Genomic DNA, 19622 nt, shown 5'->3' with positions numbered 1-19622 from the left:
AATAAGCGCTAAATTTTTAGTTCATCAATACACAATTGCATTTTATAATGTGGCACTGGATGCCATGAGGCTATAAATTCTTCAATGATTTTAAAACCAGCTTTTTGATATACATGAATGGCGCGCTTATTCGCCACCTCTGGGTCGATCAGTACCATCTTGACATCAAAGAATTGACTTAAAATGAACTCTTGTATCATTTGGACAGCTAATCCTTTACCTATGTAATCCAAGTTGCAAATAAATAAATCTAATGTAATTGCGCCCTCTGGATACTCTTCTGATTTTTCAACTTCAGAAGTAATCAGATAAGCAAATGGAGTTTCATTATCATACGCAATCCAATGTGTAGCCCAAGCCTTACCATTACTTAAAAATTGCTCAATATCTTTGATGGTGTTCTTTAACCCTTCACCATGCAGCCATTCACTAATATGTGGTTGATGAATCCATTCCAAAACGAAATCATGTTGTGATTTAACCATTGGTTTGAAGCAGAAACGAAACTCTTTTGAAACATTACTAATCATGCCTAAGATACTCAATTATTGTAAAAATACATAAAATTGTATCATTTTGCTTCGTTAGTTTCTAAAGCTTAAATTTTTTTGTGTCTGTGCGCACTATCAGTTTTTCTATCGCCACTGATGAAAACTGGCGGATGGAATAAAGAATGGCGCCATGACATAATCTGCAATGAGTCGTTTGTCTTTGAAGTTCAAACTATCAGAAATTAAAAATTGAACTCTCTATTGTCTTGTCGCATTTGCTGCGCTTCTGCCTTTTGTATTATCTGTGCCAATCGAGTTTGTGCTTGGGTGTGAAAAGATTGCAAATATTTCATTTGAAGCTCGAATAAGCCTTTCATTGCAGTACCATAGGAGCCATCCGTAGCAAGCCCTTCGCTGATAACACCAGAGTAAAGACAAGCATCTAATACAGCCGTATCAAGGATTTTTATTGCATATTTTAATGGGCTAATTTTTTCCGTATGACCATCTGGAAATGTAAAATCAATATGTGTGAGTATTAACGTGGGATTTTCCTTTATGATTCTCAAATTTCTTTGTAATTTGCATTATGAATATGGGTTATTAGTTCTGCTGCGCTTACATGACGTTGAAAAAAACTGAGCCCCCTTCGACTACTTAAAGCAAGTAATTGTACTTGTTTATTTGGAAGATATTGGTCACCAACTAGCCACAATACTACATCTGGAGTTTCAGCTAGGTCCGCTTTAACATTAGGCATAAGCAAAATCTCAATACAAAATTGTGATTTTTATTTTCTACAAATCATTATAATAAAGCAAGTATGCTAAGCCTCATGACAACTCGGTCAGAAAAATCGCAAATCTGTTTATTGAATTTATATGAGTGATAAACTAAGATGAGTGCGCACAATTTGATCACAAACAAAACAAAGGTTGCAAACATGAAAAAAATTTTGTCTCTTACAGCCCTTTCCATTTTGATTAGCAGCTGTGCTTCTATTCCTGCTGATCCGCAAACAGCACGTATTATTGCTTCACCCAATCAGGTACCCAAGGGATGTAAGTATCTAGGACAAGTTGTTGGAAACCAAGGTAACTTCTTTACTGGAGGCTTTACTTCTAACCGTAACCTAGAAGAAGGGGCAATGAATGATCTTAAGAATAAAGCAGCAAAATTAGGCGCAAACTACATTCAATTAGTTACCAATCGCGCAGGAGTGACTGGCTCTATGAGTGGCTCTTTTAATAAACACGGTGGTTTTATGAGTGGCGGCTCGGAACAAACTAACGTCACAAACTTAGGAAATGCATATTTTTGCCCACCAAAATCAATTGGATTAGAATAACACTTCATACTTCTAGGTGCCCTAATAACTTACGGCACCTAGTATCAAGCAGTCCTTGATACTGGTATCCTTCACAACCAAGCGCATCGCACTTCGAAATACACTCCCATACTTGTCGCATCCTGATTATATGTTTATCATAATACTTCATTTGTGCGCTTCAAAATGATGTATGCAAAACGAACTAAATAATGCATTTACTTATAATTACAAACAACCTGGCGAATATCATTTTAGCCTTGATTCAATTCACCTTGCGAGATTTGTCGCAACACAATTGCAATCCCACACAGACCTTGGTTCATTACGTGTATTAGATCTCTGTGCCGGCTGCGGGGTCATTGGATTTGAATTATCGTGGCATCTTCAAGCCATCCAACAGATTGACTTTATTGAGGTCCAAGATATTTATACTGAATATTTTTATCAAAACTTGGCTCACATCAATCGACCTGAATTGCAATTTCGCTGGCATCTTTTAAATTATGATGAATTACATCAACAAAAATGGAAAGACAAATTTGATTTGATAATCAGTAACCCCCCCTATTTCCTAGCAGGTCACGGAGTGCTTTCACCCTCTGAATTTAAAAATCGTTGTCGATTTTATTTAGATAGCTCTTTTCAGAATTATATTCGAGCGTTAGAAAATTCACTTTCGAACCAAGGTAAGGCTTATTTTTTATTACGCCCATTAAAACATCATGGTTTTGATTTATTTTCTGATATACAAAAAATACTACAGGAAACAGCTACAACAGTAAGAAAAATATCACATATCCGAGGTACAGATATTATTTTATTAGAAAAACTGAATTGACTATTTTTCAAATAGGTAAGAGTAACCCGCTTGCTTACAAACGGGGACTCATTCAGCTAAAAATACCGAGCACTAACTAATTATTGAAGAAACCAGAATATCATATTTTGAAAATCGCATCGAAACCGATGGTTCTTCAATATAACAGCCATCATGAGGAACTAAGACCCCATAAGATAGCTTCCCATGGAACTTAACACGACAGTAATAAGTTGCGCGTTTATTAACAATGTTATTAGTCACTGCATTCACTGGAATGCGGCCATTTTTGACAGGAACCCATTTTTCCACCTTTTGCGGAGCGGGACGCAGCGGAGGTACGGGCGTGACTGAATAGTCGCTAATAAGAACTGTATAATTATAAGGCCCAGGATAATAATACATGGGAGGAGGATAATAATATTCTGTATAGACTGGAGGGAAAAATACTGTGGTGGTAATTGCGGCCCCAAAGAATGCGCCAAAGAAAAAATCATTACCCCAACCCCAATAAGGTCCGGGACCCCAATAATATCCAGGCCCCCAATAAGGCCCAGATCCCCAGTACGATCTTCCTGCCCAATAGTGGTTATATCCATTATGCCAGTATCCACTATGCCAATTACCGTGATTCATCCAATTTGCATTGCCTGCAAATTCTTTATTTATATATCCATTGTGATGAAAAGCACCTGGATGATTTATCTCTGCCAATGTGTGGTTAAAAGGATGAACTGGATGTGTGTATCTCTGCAATGTATGATGTGTTTGTCCAAAAGATGGGCCTTCCTGGAAACCATGATAATACTCGTTTTCCCTATAGCCTCCCGAGTATTCCCTTGTATGATAATTATTATTCTGGTGATACATTTCAGCACCATGCGAAAAACCGCCCCCTGAAAAACCACCACCTGGAAATCCACCATGCTCATGAAAACCACCACCTCTAAACGAATGGGCCCAGCTAGGAGTATTCATAGCTAAAAACAGAATAATACAAAATAACTGAATGAATTTTCTCCAGAGTATCTTATTTGAGCTGGAACCCAATGTTCCTATAAACTGGTCATGTCGAACATCTAGCAATGCAGAGGAATAATTTAAGCATGTCCCTACTTTTCTATACATTTTGATCCATCCTGTTTAAGTCGATGTGTTCATTAAGCGCATTTTAACTAACTGTTGATTTTTACCAATCTTTTTTACGCCTGCTAACAGATACTATATATAAAAATAAAAAGCCGCTGATGATAACAACGGCCTTTTATGAATAATTGATATAGAAAACCCTGCTTATAGGCGTTTAAATATTGAGACAACTTAAGGATAAGGTTTTCTTAATTCTTGAGGCAGCTTATCTAAGAATTCTTGATCAAAACTTGTCCCCCAATTCATAATTTGCCAACCATTACTTTCTTTATGCAAATAAACCATGGCATTATCCGTAATAGGTTTATTGGGGACTACTTCGGCATAAGCATAGTCTCCAACACATTTTTTTGCGTAAATAGTAACGTCTTTTGATGATATATCGGTTTTTACGATGTAATTCGTGATTGCCCGTTTTATTTCTTTGTCAGCGTTTGGGGTGCAGGAATACTGACCAGCTGCATAACAAGAGATAGGAGCCATTACCACGAATAAAGCCAATAATTTATTACGCATATGAGTGTTTCCTTCATCAGATGATTACTGTATGTTAACCTATATCTAATCCCCCTTGAAGCATCAATAAGTAGAAGAAATTATTTATGGAAATTAATATTACCAAAAAAGAATATGAAGCATTACTGGATATGTTATATGTAGCTGACTGGGTCATACATGCATGTGCGATAAAAAAAGCAAAGCAACATGAATATGAGGCTTTAAAGCAAAAATTTCTATCTTATTTTAAAGAAATGGATGCCAGTGACAAAATAGAGTTTTCCTCAGAGTTAAATGAGTATTTTGAAACTGCAGAATATGAAAAATCTTTGAATGATACGCTTATCGAGCCTTTTGAACATGAACTGTTTTGGGATGAATTAATTCAGAAGCTGGGTGAACGAGATGTAATTCGTACAATTGGAGTTGAGCAATACAGAAGAATGAACTTTATCGATCGAATGAAAAAAGTCGAGGAAGTCAAAAAACAATATGCTCAGGAATTTGATAAACATGGATTAGAGCATCTTAAAATCGAATCTTAATTGCTTCACTTGATTATTTATGCATTTAACTGAACTGCACATGTTTTTATACGCTATAGTATAAACAACATCCTTATTTGAGAGTCCTATGGTAGACATCATTAATCTTAATAAAAAAAGAAAGGCAAAAACTCGCTTGGAAAAAGAAAAAAAAGCGTCTGAAAATCGCATTAAATTCGGAAGAACAAAAAAAGAAAAGCAAATCGCAAAAAAAGAGAATGAACGTGATGAACGACACCTAGATGGTCATAAGCTGGAAAAAAAAGAGGAATAATAAAGAAAACAACTCAAATCACTCTATGCCGCACGCCCCCAGCATTCAATTTTTCCTCAAGCAAATCATAGTTGTTAACAGATAAATCACACATAAATATATACAAAAAAATCTGTTTGTTTAAAATTTGACCAACCAAGAAAGGTGGTCTACATTTATAAAACTTTGTTTTAAATACTTGGATGTTTCAATAATGATTGTTTCTAAAAATATGGTACACGATATTGCAATCAGAGCAAAAGATTTTGCAAGAGGTATTATAAATGATGAGGACTCGAGTTCAACCAGCTTAAAAATGAATAATCATTCTCCTCAAAAGCAAGAGGCGATTGCAAGAGATGTTTGTTTAATGAGAGGTGGAGCAACGCGTCATGAAGGCTTAGAATATGGATCAGTCCACTGGCACCAAAGTCTTTCTGATCCGAAACATGGTTTTGGTAAAGAAAGACCAGAAGAAATAGCTCCTTCAAATCCCCAACCTCCCCGAAAAAAGAGCAGGTACCGCTCAAGTCTCAGACAGGCATGTGACGATTTTCTTGATGAGTCTGGTGTTGTTCAAGCGAGCAAAAAAGGTAATTGTGGCGAATATGCCATGTTAGCATTGAAATATGTTGTAGAGCATAACAATTCCAATAGTGCACAAATAAATGCTGAATGTTATGAGGTTCAGGGAGGAGATCATGTATTTCTAGTTGTAGGAAGAGATCCAGCCAGCAACCCCAAGGATCCTTCTACATGGGGAGAGTCCGCATATATATGCGACCCCTGGGCAAATGACGTTTATGAGGCAAAGGATTATTTAACCAAAACCAAAGGGTTTTCTACGAGTGCTGTTTCGCCACCGGCACAATTCCCAATTATAAATAAAACGATTGATTTTGACCCTCAAGAACATAGCTTGGCCCCCCAGCAAATTAATCCAAATTATAATACAACATACTTAAACCAGGCTCTGAATTCTGATCTCACGATAAACAAACAACACTATCTAGAAAGCATCACAAATCTATATGCTCGAAAATCGGCAGCCTTAACGGAAATTGTAGAGAGAAATATTACTGAATTGCAGCAAGCCAGTTCAGTTCTCTCAGCAGAAAAAAAGGCGATATTTGATAAAAAAATAACTGACTTACAGACGCTTAAGTCTTTAATTAATCAAAATTTTGATGAAATGGATAGGAACATAAAGGCCTGTAACCCAAAGGATCAAGAGTTGATGGACTCTAATCCTGTATATAAAAACAGAAGAGTTCTTGAAAATCATTTAGAACAATCAATAGTAAAATTAAAAGAAACAATGAAAGTAACCCCTGAAGAGGAAGAAACTTTGAATAAAGTTAATTTTTTGAACCAAAAGGGCATAAGTTTCATACAAAAACTCAGCGAAGGATTGGATTGTCTCAATAATGGAATAACAAAAAAAATAACAAACAGTCAGAGAACTACCAAACTTAAATTAAAAGACGTAGAGAATATGACAGACAGCACCCCTGTAAAGCGTGATAAAGAAGAAGCTTTTAAAAAGAAAGTTGAATCAGTACTCTCTGAAGAAGATACAAGTGCTCTTACAGAAAAACTATCCGATGAGAAAACTGACAGATTAAATCCTAAACATGTTTCCGAACGTGAAACATCGTCGGCTGAAGCAAAACCCGATGTACTCTGTTCTTCCGATAGAGAAAAAGAACCTGAGACACAACAGACCAAAGAAGATAAGGAATCTCAAAAAGATATAGAACTGGAACATGCTCCCCAACTTTCAGCGCCAACCAGTTCACTCGCTCCCCCCAACACATCAAATAATGTTGTCTCATTAGAGTCTTTTTTAGATAAGGTTGATATGAGTTCCCTAAACCAAATATCACATCAAGCAGAGAAACCAGCTGCAACAGATAAGAAAGTACAAGGTAGAATGGCTCAATTATGCTGATTACTTGTCCTAATATGCATTAGTAAATCGGAGTAGCCTGAGCTAAAATTAGTAGTATTACTTCATGCTCGTTAAAACACGGAAGGAGGACGAAAATGAAAATATTGATGGTATTAACTTCCCATGACCAACTCGGCAATACTGGGCGAAAAACTGGCTTCTGGCTTGAAGAGTTCGCCGCACCTTATTATGTTTTTGCTGATGCGGGAGTTCAACTGGTGTTGGCTTCACCGAAAGGCGGACAACCTCCAATCGACCCTAAAAGTGATTTACCAGAAAATCAGACTCCCGCTATGGAGCGGTTCAAGAAAGACGAGGTGGCAAAAAAAGTGCTGTCGCAAACGGCAAAGCTTGCCGACATGAAGGCAGAAGATTTCGACACAATATTTTATTCCGGTGGTCATGGCCCTATGTGGGACCTTGCCGAAAGTCCTGTTTCAATAAGCTTAATAGAGTCTTTCTACAATTCTGGCAAACCGGTTGCCTTGGTATGCCATGCCCCTGGCGTTCTTCATCGGGTAATGTACAAAGGCGCACCACTTGTCAAGGGCAAACGCCTGACTGGTTTTTCCAACAGCGAAGAAGAAGCCGTGCAACTGACACATGTAGTGCCATTCCTTGTAGAGGATGAGTTAAAACGACTTGGAGGCCTCTATGAAAAAGCCCCCGACTGGCAAAGTTTCGTCATCGTTGATGGTCTACTCATCACAGGACAGAATCCTGCTTCCTCCACTGCTGCGGCTGATGCGCTTCTAAAACTGATGTCACAGAAAGAAAAAGCAGCTTAATTTTAAGATTTTGCCATCTCAACACCGCATAATGGATTGTCGGGCTAAGGCCCGACCTACGCTTGCTAAGGAAAATTTTTTAGCATTTACAAGCCAGAGCCACTTATTTCAGATAATTTTAACTTAATGAACCATCCTTAATGGATCATCAGCAGTCAAATCAGGCTTTCCTTTCTCAGTATTATCATTTTCCTGAAAAAAATGATGTGGATTCCTTTTTTCACACTGGCTTTTCACGAAGGATTGAATGCTTGCAAAGAATGCCTCTGGAACATCAGACTCCATTGAGTGATCCGCATTAGGAAACACAATCAATTCATTATCAGGTATTCTGCTCGCCATGAATTCGGAATGTCTTTTATCGGTAATCCAATCTTCAGCACCTACTAAAATGAGCGTTTTGCATGCTATTTCATGCAAACGCTCTTCATAATTAAATGTTTGTAAAAATTTACTAAATCCTTCATTCAACGGCTCATGAGCAAAAATATACTCCGGAGCGGGCCGACTTACAGGAAGATTATGTCTTTTTCTCCAGGAATACATAGAATCCATAACATCAAAAAAATGATCCAGTTCTTCATCACTTATAAAACTTCCCGCCCATAGCTGCTCACAGGCTTTTTGTTGTTCCGGGGTACCTCGTTCTTTAACATTGAGACGCGCAGTTTCAAGGTTTCTAAAGCTTGGAGAGCCTGCCGCCAAAATAAGGCTAGAAACATGTTTCGGATATTCCAAAGTATATCCTAATGCACACATGGCTCCATAAGATTTACCCAATAAAACTATTTTATCCAGATTGAGATGTTTACGAATTTCATTAACATCCTGGATGTAGTTTTGCATGGTATATGATGTGGGATCATTTTTATCACTTAAGCCACAGCCTCTGGGATCGATAAATACTATATTGCTTGTTGTACATAGGCACTCATAATCCTTGTAATGAGAATGGTTAGCACCTGGGCCACCAGGAAGCATAAAAACGTAAGGCATTGTGTCGAGATTGCCCTCATTTTCACTGACTATACGTATATGCAACCTGGTTTTCGGTGCGTTATCCCGCACAGGGATATCAATAAATAAATCCTTAGCCCACATGTAATTCTCCTGATTCAAAAATAAAGTCTTGCATGACAATAAGTTAATTTGGTATTCATCTTCAACAATAAATTTTTTAATATCCTCTGTTATTTTTACGCCTTTAACATTATCCCAATATTTTGGCAAATACACAGTTTGCAGTTATTAATAGTATAAAAAAGATAATATAAGTTATATTTATGCGAATCTTTCCATAATTCATCGTGATGCCTTTTTAATATGATTCATTGTGTTATTTTGTTACAATGCCTTATTTTAAATAAAAATATACTTCATGGATAAACCCAAAAACAAAATGACTTCCGTCTCAGCCACTCAAGAGCTAAGAGCCCTGTTTGAGATCGACAATTCCAACAGACAAGCTGCCTGGTATAATCGTCTCATAACGTGCCTACCCCACGCTGTCTTCACTAGTGGTGATCCTGAGATCATCTTCAATCCTGCAGGCCTCACTTATTATAATCTTGAGCTTACTGAATCCATCCCTGAAGACTGCAGTACCATAACAAGCTATACCATTCCTGAGCTCATCGATACGTTCTTAATCAACGAAGGGGTTGGCATAGCCATCGAGGCACGTAATCCCAAACAAGCTATCGATCTCAGCTATGGCGACATCCTGGGTTTTCATCTCTATCGGACGTTTGCTGAACCAGAGGATCATCCTTTCAAAACAGACAAACCGCATGCCCATCTTATTCGCGAAGGCACTGACATCCTCATCAGTGACGTGCCAGTGCAGATCCTGCCTGTTACCTCAATAAAATTACTTGAAGCACTCATGCATCATTTCGGTATCAACGATGCCAAGGTCAAGCTCGTCTATCTCCCTGAAACTGAGCAGAATGAGTTAGTCTTCTCGATTGACCAGAATCAATCTGCACCCGAAAAAATACAAACGCTGATCCAAAAACTAGGATGGTTTTTACCAAGGTATTACTCATATTTGGCTTGTGATCTGAACAACGTATCCTCTTTGGTTGGAAAACACTAGAAGCAAGTGAGCAGTTTAGAATTAGCAAGTTATTCGTAAATCGTTAGATCAAACATGGTTTCGTCAAAACCATATAGTGTAATTTATATATGGGCATTCCAATTCGAATACTAAGCTAGACATCATAAACTACCCGCTTTAGTAGGTTGAATTACATTATGCCATTTAAAGTTTTCAAACAATCGCTAAAAAATAAACTTTTGAGTGTATCTTCTTATTAATCAATCAACTGAGTGCGTCTCCTAGTCAGCGTAGGCTGGGCTGAAAGCCCAGCAACTCTATTGAGTTACACTCAAAATGTACACAGACCTATGCGAGTTTATCGTAGCAAACTAGGCCAAATTGTAAAAAATATGAAAGGAAAGGCAATTATATGAAATCATAAAAAACAATATGATATTATTTTGTTGCTAGTTCGAAACAAATCCTGCAAACAAGCGGTAGGCCTCGAACATGCGAATTACAACAAATTCTAGGAGTTATTATGTTAAAAAAAGCCATCCTGACTACTCTTTCCATTGCTAGCTTGTCTGCATTTTATCCTGCTTACGCGGATCCTGATTTAAGTTGTAAAATACAAGTTGCAGTTTCAACACCACCTATTGAGAGAGATCAATATGTTGCTTTTAATGTAGTAAATGATTATGGATTTGGTCTATCAACTACGCTTAGGGGTGGTAGTCAAGCACAATTTATTGAAAAAGTACCTTGCTCATCAGCGCCATTAACTATTAGCGCAACCCCTTATACAGTACCAAACGGCATGTTACAAACAGCCTCTATTGGTCAATGTGTTTTAAAATCCGGCCCCGTCATGTTAAATAGTCCAGAAAATAGTGTTTCTGTAGTATTCCCTTATGACTTTGAATGCAAGCCTATGAAGTAGGCTGTTAATCAAAGCAAACAGGCTCACGCATTTTAATCAAGCGAGCGTAGGCAGGGCTGTAAATCCTACACTCGCTACAAAGTCTCATGTTTTGATGGGCCAATAATAGTAGTAAATATCTTATCTGCTATATGTCATCTTCATCATCGATTTTAGGACCAATAAAATTTATTAAAACAGTTACATTCAAACCTAACTTAGGTGCGTAAATAAATAAACTGTGATATCCCAAAGTTCCACCACTATGTGTCCACAGCGCCCCGTAATCAGGATCATATCTGAAGCGTGCGTGACTAAAGACAGAGCGGTTATTTAGCCTATAGCCTCAATGATTTTAGGAGGCGACTTAATGATAAATGGCACCAATAAACTAGACACTGTCAAACAAGCCTTTAGGCACTGGCGAGCCACAAGAACAAAGCGCGGGCAAATCCCCGATGAGTTATGGGAGCAGGTCAAGGGACTATTGGGTGATTATACGCCTTCGAAAATCGGCATTCATTCAAATAGCGATGCACCTTGTAGTGTTGAGCTTCATCGTCCCTGTGGCAGTATACTGAAAATCAATGCAGTACCGATGAGTAGGGTATCAAAGCTCATGCTGGATTTTCTGGGTTAACGATGCTGCAGATTACCCCACAACATCGGTTGTTATTGGCAGTAGAGCCCGTTGATTTTAGAAAAGGCATCGATGGCTTAAAAGCCTTATGCCGCCAAAAGCTTCTTGATGCCCCATTTAGCGGTATCGTATTTGTTTTTACCAATCGCATGCGAACCTCAGTGAAACTATTCGTGTATGATGCGAGTGGTTTTTGGCTCTGTCAGGAACGGTTCAGTCGAGGCAAATTAGCTTGGTGGCCTAGTGGATTGAGTCCTTCAATTCAATTACGCTCCAGTGAGTTATTGATACTGCTTGCCCAAGGCCATCCCATAAAAGCAAGCCTTCCAGACGATTGGCGTTCTATGGCTTATGCGGCCAGTGATGATTCTAATGAAGCCAACGTGTTTTCGTAATTCCAGGGAAGCCCGCTGGGCCAAAATATAATAATTGTGATATTTTGATTAAGTTTGGAGCTGATCTTGATCAAGGATTATTAGGTGTAATTTGCTGTTGCTGTGGTTCTAACCTAATTAATATATCATTAAGTTTAGAAATAACAGTATCAATGTCAGGACGCTGAGTCGGATCTTCCTTTGTCATTTCTTTTAAAATTTCTTTTATCTCATTACGCAGGTCAGTTTCTTCTGACGACGGAATGACCTGAGAGTCTTGGATGTACTCAAATAAATTAAATCCCATCTTGTCCGGATCGTAACATCCATTCTGCTGTATTTGTTCAAGCGCGAATTGAACAACCTCCTCACCACTCTGTGCATTTAACTGATCCGGAAAGTAAGAGTTAGGATCTAAATTTGGGTTTAAACACGCGATTAACAATACCCCAAGTTGAAAGATGTCTCTTGCAGGAGTTACTAGGACAGCATTTGAAGATGTTATTTGTAATAGCTCTGGGGGTAAAAAGGCTGGGCTGCCATAAACAGTATCCTTTTCACCAACTTTTAAAGCACTATCTACATCTAAAAAATTAATTGTAGACCCCTTCACAGATAGATAGGCCCGTATATTCTCTAGTTTAATATCTCTGTGAACAAAATTTTTATCGGAAATTTGTGTTTTATATGCTTCCAATATAGGAAGCATGACACGTTTAACCATTGTTGCAGTATCAGGATCAGCATTACTAATAAAATCGACAATTTCTACATTTAGATCGTTACCTTTTAACTTATTCATGAGTGCATAACTTTTTGAAAATAAACCGAGTTGAGCGTGGGATTTTTTAACCTCGATAGGAGGTTGCATGCCTATATGACTAAAGTTTTTCGTTTGCTGATAAGCTGCAACTGCTTCTGAGTGGCTATATGGAGTTGCACCCGTATTTAGTATCTTCTTTTGGGCGTACTGGGTGTTTTTTACTCTAATAGCCTTGTCCTCACTTGGTGTATAGGTAACCTTACTACTCGCTATATCAACCTCAATATAACCCATAGCTCCTCTAGCCTTACTGAAAGCCCCTTTTCCTAGAAAGTCTTTACTTATAACATAGTACTTTTTAATGTTAGGATTAGTATTTTCTTGATCAAGAATCAAATTATGAGTTATTTCTAGTTCGAGAGAAGGTGTCACCTTATGTTCTCCCTTCTTTTCTAGAAAAGCTAAATCATTCTTAATCAGATAATCACCTAATGCTTGAGCTTCTTCTTGGGAATTATTAATCAAAGTGGGATCAATTTTAAGTTTCATGGATAGATTCGAATTAACACAACGTGTTTAAATTATAGGCCATTTTTTAATAATAGTTTCTGAGGGGATTACGATATAGAAAAATAGATTAGTTGATTTTAATTGAAGCAAAAGAAGGGAGGGAGAATGACAATAAAATAATTAACTCAGACTTCATTCCAGCATCTACCCAATGGCATCTGATGGAAGAGCTGGGTGTGCGTTGTTGGTATTCTCAACGTTAGAGGAACTCGCCGCCAATGGCTCTTTAATTCACAATGATGATACGGTTCTTAGAATCATAGATACGATTCGGCACAACAGACTAAACCCTGATAAAAAACGAACTGACATGTACACCACAGGAATATTGGCACAAAACGGCGCCCATAAAATAGCACTCTTTTATAACAGCCAACGTCACTCTGGCGAAAACATGGAGCGCCTTCTTAATAAGCGCCATAAGAATAATGGCAAGGTCATCCAAATGTGTGATGCGCTAAGTCATAATATCCCAGAGACTCATGACACTATTGTATGCAACTGCCTGTCTCATGGCTTTCGGAAGTTTGACGAGTTACAGGCCTTTTACCCAGGATACTGCATACCCATCATGAAATGGCTTTCAATTCCATTTAAGATAGATGAAGAGTCAAAACAACTGGGGCATGATGAAGAGCAGCGCCTGGTCTACCACCAGAAGCACAGTTTGCCCGCGATGCTTGAGGCTAAAGAATACATGGAGAGTCTTTTGTCTTCCAAACAAGTCGAACCCAATGAGTCCTTAGGCAAAGCTATAAAATACATGCTGAAGTATTGGGAAAAACTCACCCGTTTTTTACAAACTTCCGGTGCGCCCATCCACAATAATGACATGGAACGAGGGTTGAAAATCCCCATCAGAGGCCGTAATACTCTGACTTTGTCAAAGACATTCAAAATCGTTTTGTAAACCGCATATTAATTTTTGCGAAATATGAATCTATTATGAATCAAGTTCAACAAGGTTTATTACCACCAACATTAGCAGAAAAAATTACCCAAGAATATTTGCTGCAAATTAGGCATTTAAGTAAGCAACATCCAGAAAAACTAAAACTTGATCCTCACAATTTATTACGTCAAATTCGATTTTTTAAGGATAGTTCCAAAGCTGAGATTGAGGCAGCCATTCAATTATTAAAAGAACATCATGCTCCTCCGGAAGAAATTGTTATTCGTCAGGGAGATACCGGGGACTCATTATATCTCATTATGCGAGGAGTTATTCGAGTTATAAGGGAAGATGATAATCAAAATATCGAAGTTGCAACATTAATGGCCGGTGATTTTTTTGGAGAACTCGCGTTGTTGCATCATATTAAACGTACTGCTACGTGTAAAGCAATTACTCCTTGTATACTCTATATCTTGACTAAGAACGATTTTGAAATTCTCATAAAACGTTTTCCAAACATGCAAAAAATTATTTTTGAGGAAGCACGAAAGCGTGAGGAAAAATAGTTTATGAATAACTGCGTATATGAATATGAAGTGAACAAAATCAATAGCTTATATAAAAATCGATTACTGATGCCCTGCTGAAAATTAACTTTGCACCACCTGGTTTCGTGCTAAACTCGCGTACTCCATATAAGCTGTTCTTAATGTAACGAATTTATAATAGTGTTGCTTGTCGGTTATCCCCCTTCAAGTAAATGACTTATCTCCTCACTACGGACTATTGAGGACTGGAACATTCCTAGTTTTAATCATTAAACGGGTTCGTCGTTGAGGTTAAGCCTTAATAAAGGCAGGTTATGTTAATACCTGCACTTTTTGCGCTTTGATTCAGCGAAGAAAACGTTTATTCATCTGTTGTTTCCGTTTTACTTGCTTTTCATAGATTACTTACCCTCATTTTTCCATACATTGTAATAATTTTTAGAGAGAACAAGCTATGCAAAAGAAAATTGAATTACACGAGATAACACCAAACGATATAATTAACCAAATAACCACTACAGGAGCCGCAATTGATCCATTGGTCTTGCTTAAAGAGCAAAATCTGGATAGGTCTATTTTATTGAATGCATTTAATTTGGCTATAGAGAAAGGAGAGTTAAAGGTTATTAAAATTCTCAGTACTTTGCTTATACCTTCAGAGCAAGCACAAAAACAATTGCAAGAAACAACAACCAAGCCTATGAAACATGCTCATTTCATTGCAGAAGAAAAAAAAATCAGGTCCATCACACTGGCTACTTCAGGTATTGAGAAGTCCAATGTTGATCAAGCTATCGAACGACTATCCAGTTTAAATCATGACTCTATTTTGCGTTTTGAAGGCTGTGTTCCAAGAAATAAAAAAGGCAAAACTATTTTTAATATGGAATTTTTTAGCAATCAAAATTTATATGATATCGCCGGTGAGCTCAGCGAGGAAAGAATTTTAGAAATTAGCTTACAGCTCATTTCAGGTCTTATGTATTATGAAAGTAAAGGTCTATACCCGAGTTTTAGGCTTGATAGTATCATGGTTTGCGACATGGGTAAGGTCAAATTTTTAGATGAATTAATTAACTTAGATGAAAGACGAAAAATCCATAATGCAAATGATGGGAGCTTTACGCAAGAAGAACTGTTAAGCGATGCTTTGGGTATTCTTTCATACCCAAAAGAAAAATTTGAGCGTGGTTTTAAAGCTAATTCCAGTTCGGTTGCTGGTTCATTTGGCATTTTATTGCTAGAGATGTTCAAAGGTGAAAAATTTGCTAATCTTGATTATGCTAAAATTCGAGCATTAACACAAAGTTCAATGCAAAATAATCATCCTATTCCCCCAACATGTCCTAAATATTTGGCTGATATTATTAAAGATTGTCTAAAAAATCCTGGAGAACGCCCGACATTATCACAATTAAAGGACAGATTAGTACAGGCACAAGCTGAGTTGACTATGCAAAAAATGCAAAATATACGTCAAGAGAAAAATAATCTTCTTGCAGCAATTCCAACGGATATTTTGAATAGTGAGCTTCGAAAAGCCTTAACCAGCTATGGTGTTTTTGCGAATTCTGATGGGTCAAATCAAAAACAAGTTGTTGGCAACAACAAAAACTATAATGGCTTTCGTGCATAATCTATAGTTGTTAAAACTTGAGCTGACAATTGTTGATTTTTCATCAGTGGTTGTCAGCTCGCGTTTCGTTAAAAATGCATAAATATCTAAGTCTGATTTATTTGTACCATTCATCATAAAGTTGCCTCTTAAAATCATCGAGGCTATAGGCTAACCAGCAGACCCGTCTTCAGTCACGCAGGCTTACCGAAAGATCAGGATCATATATACGTCCCACCCCTAATCCATATCCCATATAATGACTCTTATGAGAAATAGGTTGGCCTTGAATACATTGTTCATCAGCACATACTAAATCTTTCAGCTCCTGCTGTTGTCTTTTGCCGCTCCATCATATATCCATGTGCCATTTCTTCGTAGTGGCATTCCGGATAACATTGCGTATCATAAAAAGTATACTTAAATTCTTGCGAATATCTTTTAAATATCCGCTCATCGATTACTTCCTTTAAAGATTTAAACAATACACTTACTTATTTTAGTAAATTAAACTTTACTGGCTTACCCTTTGCTCCTACGTACAAAAACTATAGAGTTTTGGCACGCCAAACATTACGAGGAATAATATACTAGACTTATCTATATTAAGGGATGAACTTAGGTTGGAGATGAAAAAAATTGCATTAGAAGAAGCTATTGTTGTTCCTGGCCGAGACTTAATTTTAGAACACAAAAGCCATCCCGAGTTTAATCAAAACTTAGTTCGTTTAAAAGATATACATAAGCTAAGAATTGATAGTATGGATGAAGCAGGGATTGATTTATCAGTACTCTCCGTAACAACTCCAGGACTACAATCATTAGCTCTAGCATCACAACTAGAGTCTTGCGCCCAAAAGTGGAATGACTATTTAATAGACTGTGTCACACAATCTCCAAGTAGATTTCGTGCCTTTGCCTGCATACCTACTTACGCCCCAGAGCTTGCAATCAATGAGCTTGAACGCCTTAAAGGTGTTCAAGAAATCGTTGGCTGCCTAATTAATGGATACGATAGCAGTGGCTATACTTCTGCAAAATACCTGGATGACAGTGCTTATGATGAATTTTGGGGCTACATTAATGATAACAACATCCCAATTTATATTCACCCCAGAGGGATTCCTGAGGGAAGAGTAGCTACTTATTCACCATATCAAGCATTACATGGCTCAACATGGGGATTTCATATTGAAACGGCCGAACATGTTTTGCGCCTAATGCTGTCAGGGCTTTTTGATAGGTATCAAAACCTTAAAATCATCATTGGACACATGGGGGAAATGTTAGCATTTTGGGCTTGGCGACTCGATCATCGACTAAAAGAAGAAGGTTGGCTTGAAAAATTGCAATGCAATAAAACAATTACAGAATACCTAAATTCTAATATATTCTTAACAACCAGTGGTTTTTTTGATACTCCATCTTTGATGCATGCAATTGCTACAGTTAGCATAGATAGAATCATGTTCTCAGTTGACTACCCTTATGAAGATAACTTGAAGGCAAGTCAATGGTTAGATTCACTACAATTGGATGATGAAGATAAAATGAAAATAAGTTACTTAAATGCTGCTAAATTACTAAATATATGAATTTCGCGAGTCCTTTGTTATGTGACAACCATAATCCTTATTGCGGAGCGGCATATCGATATCATGTGTTTTGCGACACTTGTAGTCTTGATATAGAACAGGAAGAAATCGGGAGTTTTGCGGAACATTGCTATGTATGAGATTCAATAAATCGGTTTTTCAAGGGTTGAACTATTTCGAGGTCAGTTTTCTAGCTTAAAGTCTACTTTTCACAGTAATCAGACATAATGAATGTCTACCTGTAACCTTGGGTGAGCCCTCCCCTCCTGGCTCATATCCTAATTAATTTTTCAACTTCCGTATGTTAAATTGAGTTTATATAAATCAAATAATGTCACTTCATTAGGAGGGATTAAGCCCTTATTATTATGAAAAGTATAACTACAGGTTTTATCTAGGTGACTCGAGATATTCAACAATTTGAAAGAATTAAAAAAATTTTTCTTTTCTAGTGCAAATAAATCGCATACTTGACAAAAAACAAGCAAGATAATAAAGTAATTACCATTTATTTAAAGTAGTTGAAGTTGGTTTAAATTATGACCACAGGGCAAAAAAAAATTTCATCTTCTAACAATACTAACAATGGAATCCCACCTTCAATTATTCATTTTATTTGGATTGGAGGGACTCTTCCTGAAAAATATTTATTAGACTCTTTGATTAAATTGGGATTACTTGCTAAAAAACATGGGTTTAAAGTTTATTTATGGGTAGATGATTCTAGAAATTTTAGTAAGGCTATATCTAGATTAGCCTATGAAAAGTATCAATTTGATTTACAGATTACGCCAAACAATTTAGGAATTGAGTTAAAAGATATTCGTTCACTTATTGAAGAGATGCAAACAGATCCATTTTATCAGAATGACAATCGATTCAAGGATTTTTTATCTTATGTAAATCGTGAAATGATTGGCTTTAAAAATTTGGCCTCTGCAGCCGATTTTTTACGTTATGAAATTTTACGAGTAAAGGGAGGTTATTACTTCGATCTTGATACTGTGTTTTTGAAATTTAAGAATTTAGAATTAATCCCTGAGCCCTTACCTTATGGCATTAAACTTCATGGATTTGTAAACCATAATGGTGAATTAACTTCTGTCAATAATGATGTTATTGTCGCTATTCCTCATCATCCGGTTATAGAAGATGCTATCCATCATTCAATACAATCTTATAGGAAGCTAGATGGCGAAAATCAAGATTTTGATTATATATTAAGAATGCTTAAATTTCCTCTTCGGAAGGATCATACGAAAATGGATTTAAAACGCTATCCTTATTATCCCCCATATTTTGGCCACAATAATATGTTTTTTAGTAAACGATGGGACTACACTTTAGATTCCGCAGGCCCAAATGCTCTTATATTTGGCTTGAATAACTATATAAAAAATATACAAAATAATAGTCCCGATATACCTCTAGGAACTATTTATAATGATTTAGTTATTAATCGAGTGACTAATTGGCCAGCACAGGAGTGTGAGCATCTTAGTTTAAGTAATATTCCTTTTAGAGGAGCTTCTGATCAGACATGGACAAACTCAAACTATAGAGTAAAAGGTTATGACGATAGTAGTATCCCTTCTTCTTTATTTTTAAAAACGTAAACGATACTCAAGATAAACGAATGAACACTATCTGGTTGGCTAAATTTTAAAAGGCTATGATTAGTAATGAGCAAGCATCATTTGCAGGTATTTTTTTTCAAGTGCTACAGTTTGTTTTTTATCTTTAGGACAAGGATTTTAATTCATAGACATTTGTCCCATATTTGATTGATCCATTGCAAAAGCACATGAACTTATTAATGTGAGTCCTAAAAGTATTG

22 protein-coding genes are annotated in these 19622 nt (G+C 37.0%); 15 read left to right on the top strand and 7 right to left on the bottom strand.

Going from position 1 to position 19622, the window contains the following annotated elements; all coding sequences use genetic code 11:
- Window positions 1–8 precede the first annotated feature (8 nt).
- From Lste_RS02700 to Lste_RS02690, 3 genes are all read right to left on the bottom strand, one after another.
- Window positions 9–530, bottom strand: a complete 522-nt coding sequence (locus Lste_RS02700; protein ID WP_058509560.1) for a GNAT family N-acetyltransferase — start codon at window positions 528–530, stop codon at window positions 9–11.
- 203 nt (window positions 531–733) lie between these two features.
- Complete coding sequence (locus Lste_RS02695) at window positions 734–1060, bottom strand: hypothetical protein (RefSeq protein ID WP_058509559.1); 327 nt, start codon at window positions 1058–1060, stop codon at window positions 734–736.
- A complete protein-coding gene (locus Lste_RS02690) occupies window positions 1057–1251 on the bottom strand; it encodes a hypothetical protein (protein ID WP_058509558.1) in 195 nt (64 codons plus the stop codon). Before Lste_RS02690 ends, Lste_RS02695 begins: the two co-directional genes overlap by 4 nt.
- 183 nt (window positions 1252–1434) lie before the next feature.
- On the opposite strand from Lste_RS02690, the gene Lste_RS02685 reads away from it, so the two are divergent.
- Together Lste_RS02685 and Lste_RS02680 are read left to right on the top strand one after the other, a co-directional pair.
- Window positions 1435–1839 carry a DUF4156 domain-containing protein gene (locus tag Lste_RS02685; protein WP_058509570.1) on the top strand — a complete coding sequence of 135 codons (405 nt, stop codon included), beginning with the start codon at window positions 1435–1437 and terminating at the stop codon, window positions 1837–1839.
- A gap of 172 nt (window positions 1840–2011) precedes the next feature.
- Window positions 2012–2659, top strand: a complete 648-nt coding sequence (locus Lste_RS02680; protein WP_058509557.1) for a methyltransferase — start codon at window positions 2012–2014, stop codon at window positions 2657–2659.
- Between the two features lie 72 nt (window positions 2660–2731).
- Here Lste_RS02680 and Lste_RS02675 read toward each other — a convergent pair whose 3' ends face one another.
- Window positions 2732–3766: a hypothetical protein gene (locus Lste_RS02675; protein WP_058509556.1), complete on the bottom strand. Its 1035-nt coding sequence runs from the start codon at window positions 3764–3766 to the stop codon at window positions 2732–2734.
- 192 nt (window positions 3767–3958) lie between these two features.
- On the bottom strand, window positions 3959–4303 hold the full coding sequence (locus Lste_RS02670) for a hypothetical protein (RefSeq protein ID WP_058509555.1): 345 nt from the start codon (window positions 4301–4303) through the stop codon (window positions 3959–3961).
- An 86-nt stretch (window positions 4304–4389) separates the two neighbouring features.
- On the opposite strand from Lste_RS02670, the gene Lste_RS02665 reads away from it, so the two are divergent.
- The 4 genes from Lste_RS02665 to Lste_RS02650 all read left to right on the top strand — a co-directional run bounded on the left by Lste_RS02665 (window position 4390) and on the right by Lste_RS02650 (window position 7822).
- On the top strand, window positions 4390–4830 hold the full coding sequence (locus Lste_RS02665) for a hypothetical protein (protein WP_058509554.1): 441 nt from the start codon (window positions 4390–4392) through the stop codon (window positions 4828–4830).
- An 88-nt stretch (window positions 4831–4918) separates the two neighbouring features.
- On the top strand, window positions 4919–5104 hold the full coding sequence (locus Lste_RS02660; RefSeq protein ID WP_058509553.1) for a DUF4169 family protein: 186 nt from the start codon (window positions 4919–4921) through the stop codon (window positions 5102–5104).
- 193 nt (window positions 5105–5297) lie between these two features.
- Window positions 5298–7034, top strand: coding sequence for a hypothetical protein (locus Lste_RS02655; protein ID WP_058509552.1), 1737 nt, complete (start codon window positions 5298–5300; stop codon window positions 7032–7034).
- Between the two features lie 95 nt (window positions 7035–7129).
- Window positions 7130–7822 carry a type 1 glutamine amidotransferase domain-containing protein gene (locus Lste_RS02650; protein ID WP_058509551.1) on the top strand — a complete coding sequence of 231 codons (693 nt, stop codon included), beginning with the start codon at window positions 7130–7132 and terminating at the stop codon, window positions 7820–7822.
- Between the two features lie 123 nt (window positions 7823–7945).
- Here Lste_RS02650 and Lste_RS02645 read toward each other — a convergent pair whose 3' ends face one another.
- A complete protein-coding gene (locus Lste_RS02645; RefSeq protein WP_058509550.1) occupies window positions 7946–8923 on the bottom strand; it encodes an alpha/beta fold hydrolase in 978 nt (325 codons plus the stop codon).
- A gap of 277 nt (window positions 8924–9200) precedes the next feature.
- Between Lste_RS02645 and Lste_RS02640 the strand changes: the two genes are divergently transcribed.
- From Lste_RS02640 to tnpB, 4 genes are all read left to right on the top strand, one after another.
- Entirely contained in the window at window positions 9201–9920 is a 720-nt protein-coding gene (locus tag Lste_RS02640) for a hypothetical protein (RefSeq protein ID WP_058509549.1), read from the top strand.
- Between the two features lie 484 nt (window positions 9921–10404).
- Entirely contained in the window at window positions 10405–10806 is a 402-nt protein-coding gene (locus tag Lste_RS02635; RefSeq protein WP_058509548.1) for a hypothetical protein, read from the top strand.
- A 349-nt stretch (window positions 10807–11155) separates the two neighbouring features.
- Window positions 11156–11425 carry a hypothetical protein gene (locus tag Lste_RS02630; RefSeq protein ID WP_058509547.1) on the top strand — a complete coding sequence of 90 codons (270 nt, stop codon included), beginning with the start codon at window positions 11156–11158 and terminating at the stop codon, window positions 11423–11425.
- A 2-nt stretch (window positions 11426–11427) separates the two neighbouring features.
- Window positions 11428–11820, top strand: coding sequence for an IS66 family insertion sequence element accessory protein TnpB (gene tnpB, locus Lste_RS02625; protein WP_058509546.1), 393 nt, complete (start codon window positions 11428–11430; stop codon window positions 11818–11820).
- 70 nt (window positions 11821–11890) lie between these two features.
- Here tnpB and Lste_RS02620 read toward each other — a convergent pair whose 3' ends face one another.
- A complete protein-coding gene (locus Lste_RS02620) occupies window positions 11891–13111 on the bottom strand; it encodes a protein kinase domain-containing protein (RefSeq protein WP_058509545.1) in 1221 nt (406 codons plus the stop codon).
- A gap of 205 nt (window positions 13112–13316) precedes the next feature.
- Between Lste_RS02620 and Lste_RS18660 the strand changes: the two genes are divergently transcribed.
- From Lste_RS18660 to Lste_RS02595, 5 genes are all read left to right on the top strand, one after another.
- Window positions 13317–14042, top strand: a complete 726-nt coding sequence (locus Lste_RS18660; RefSeq protein ID WP_237760406.1) for an IS66 family transposase — start codon at window positions 13317–13319, stop codon at window positions 14040–14042.
- A 35-nt stretch (window positions 14043–14077) separates the two neighbouring features.
- Window positions 14078–14593, top strand: coding sequence for a cyclic nucleotide-binding domain-containing protein (locus Lste_RS02610; RefSeq protein WP_058509544.1), 516 nt, complete (start codon window positions 14078–14080; stop codon window positions 14591–14593).
- A gap of 577 nt (window positions 14594–15170) precedes the next feature.
- Window positions 15171–16211 (top strand): protein kinase, encoded by a 1041-nt coding sequence (locus Lste_RS02605; protein WP_193393382.1) that lies wholly within the window; start codon window positions 15171–15173, stop codon window positions 16209–16211.
- Between the two features lie 608 nt (window positions 16212–16819).
- A complete protein-coding gene (locus Lste_RS02600) occupies window positions 16820–17785 on the top strand; it encodes an amidohydrolase family protein (protein WP_058509542.1) in 966 nt (321 codons plus the stop codon).
- A gap of 539 nt (window positions 17786–18324) precedes the next feature.
- A complete protein-coding gene (locus tag Lste_RS02595) occupies window positions 18325–19401 on the top strand; it encodes a glycosyltransferase (protein WP_058509541.1) in 1077 nt (358 codons plus the stop codon).
- Window positions 19402–19622: the final 221 nt, after the last annotated feature.

Source organism: Legionella steelei, from assembly GCF_001468005.1.
Taxonomy (GTDB): Bacteria; Pseudomonadota; Gammaproteobacteria; order Legionellales; family Legionellaceae; genus Legionella; species Legionella steelei.
Note: the sequence above shows the minus strand (reverse complement) of the source record. Positions and strands in the feature narration are given on the sequence as shown.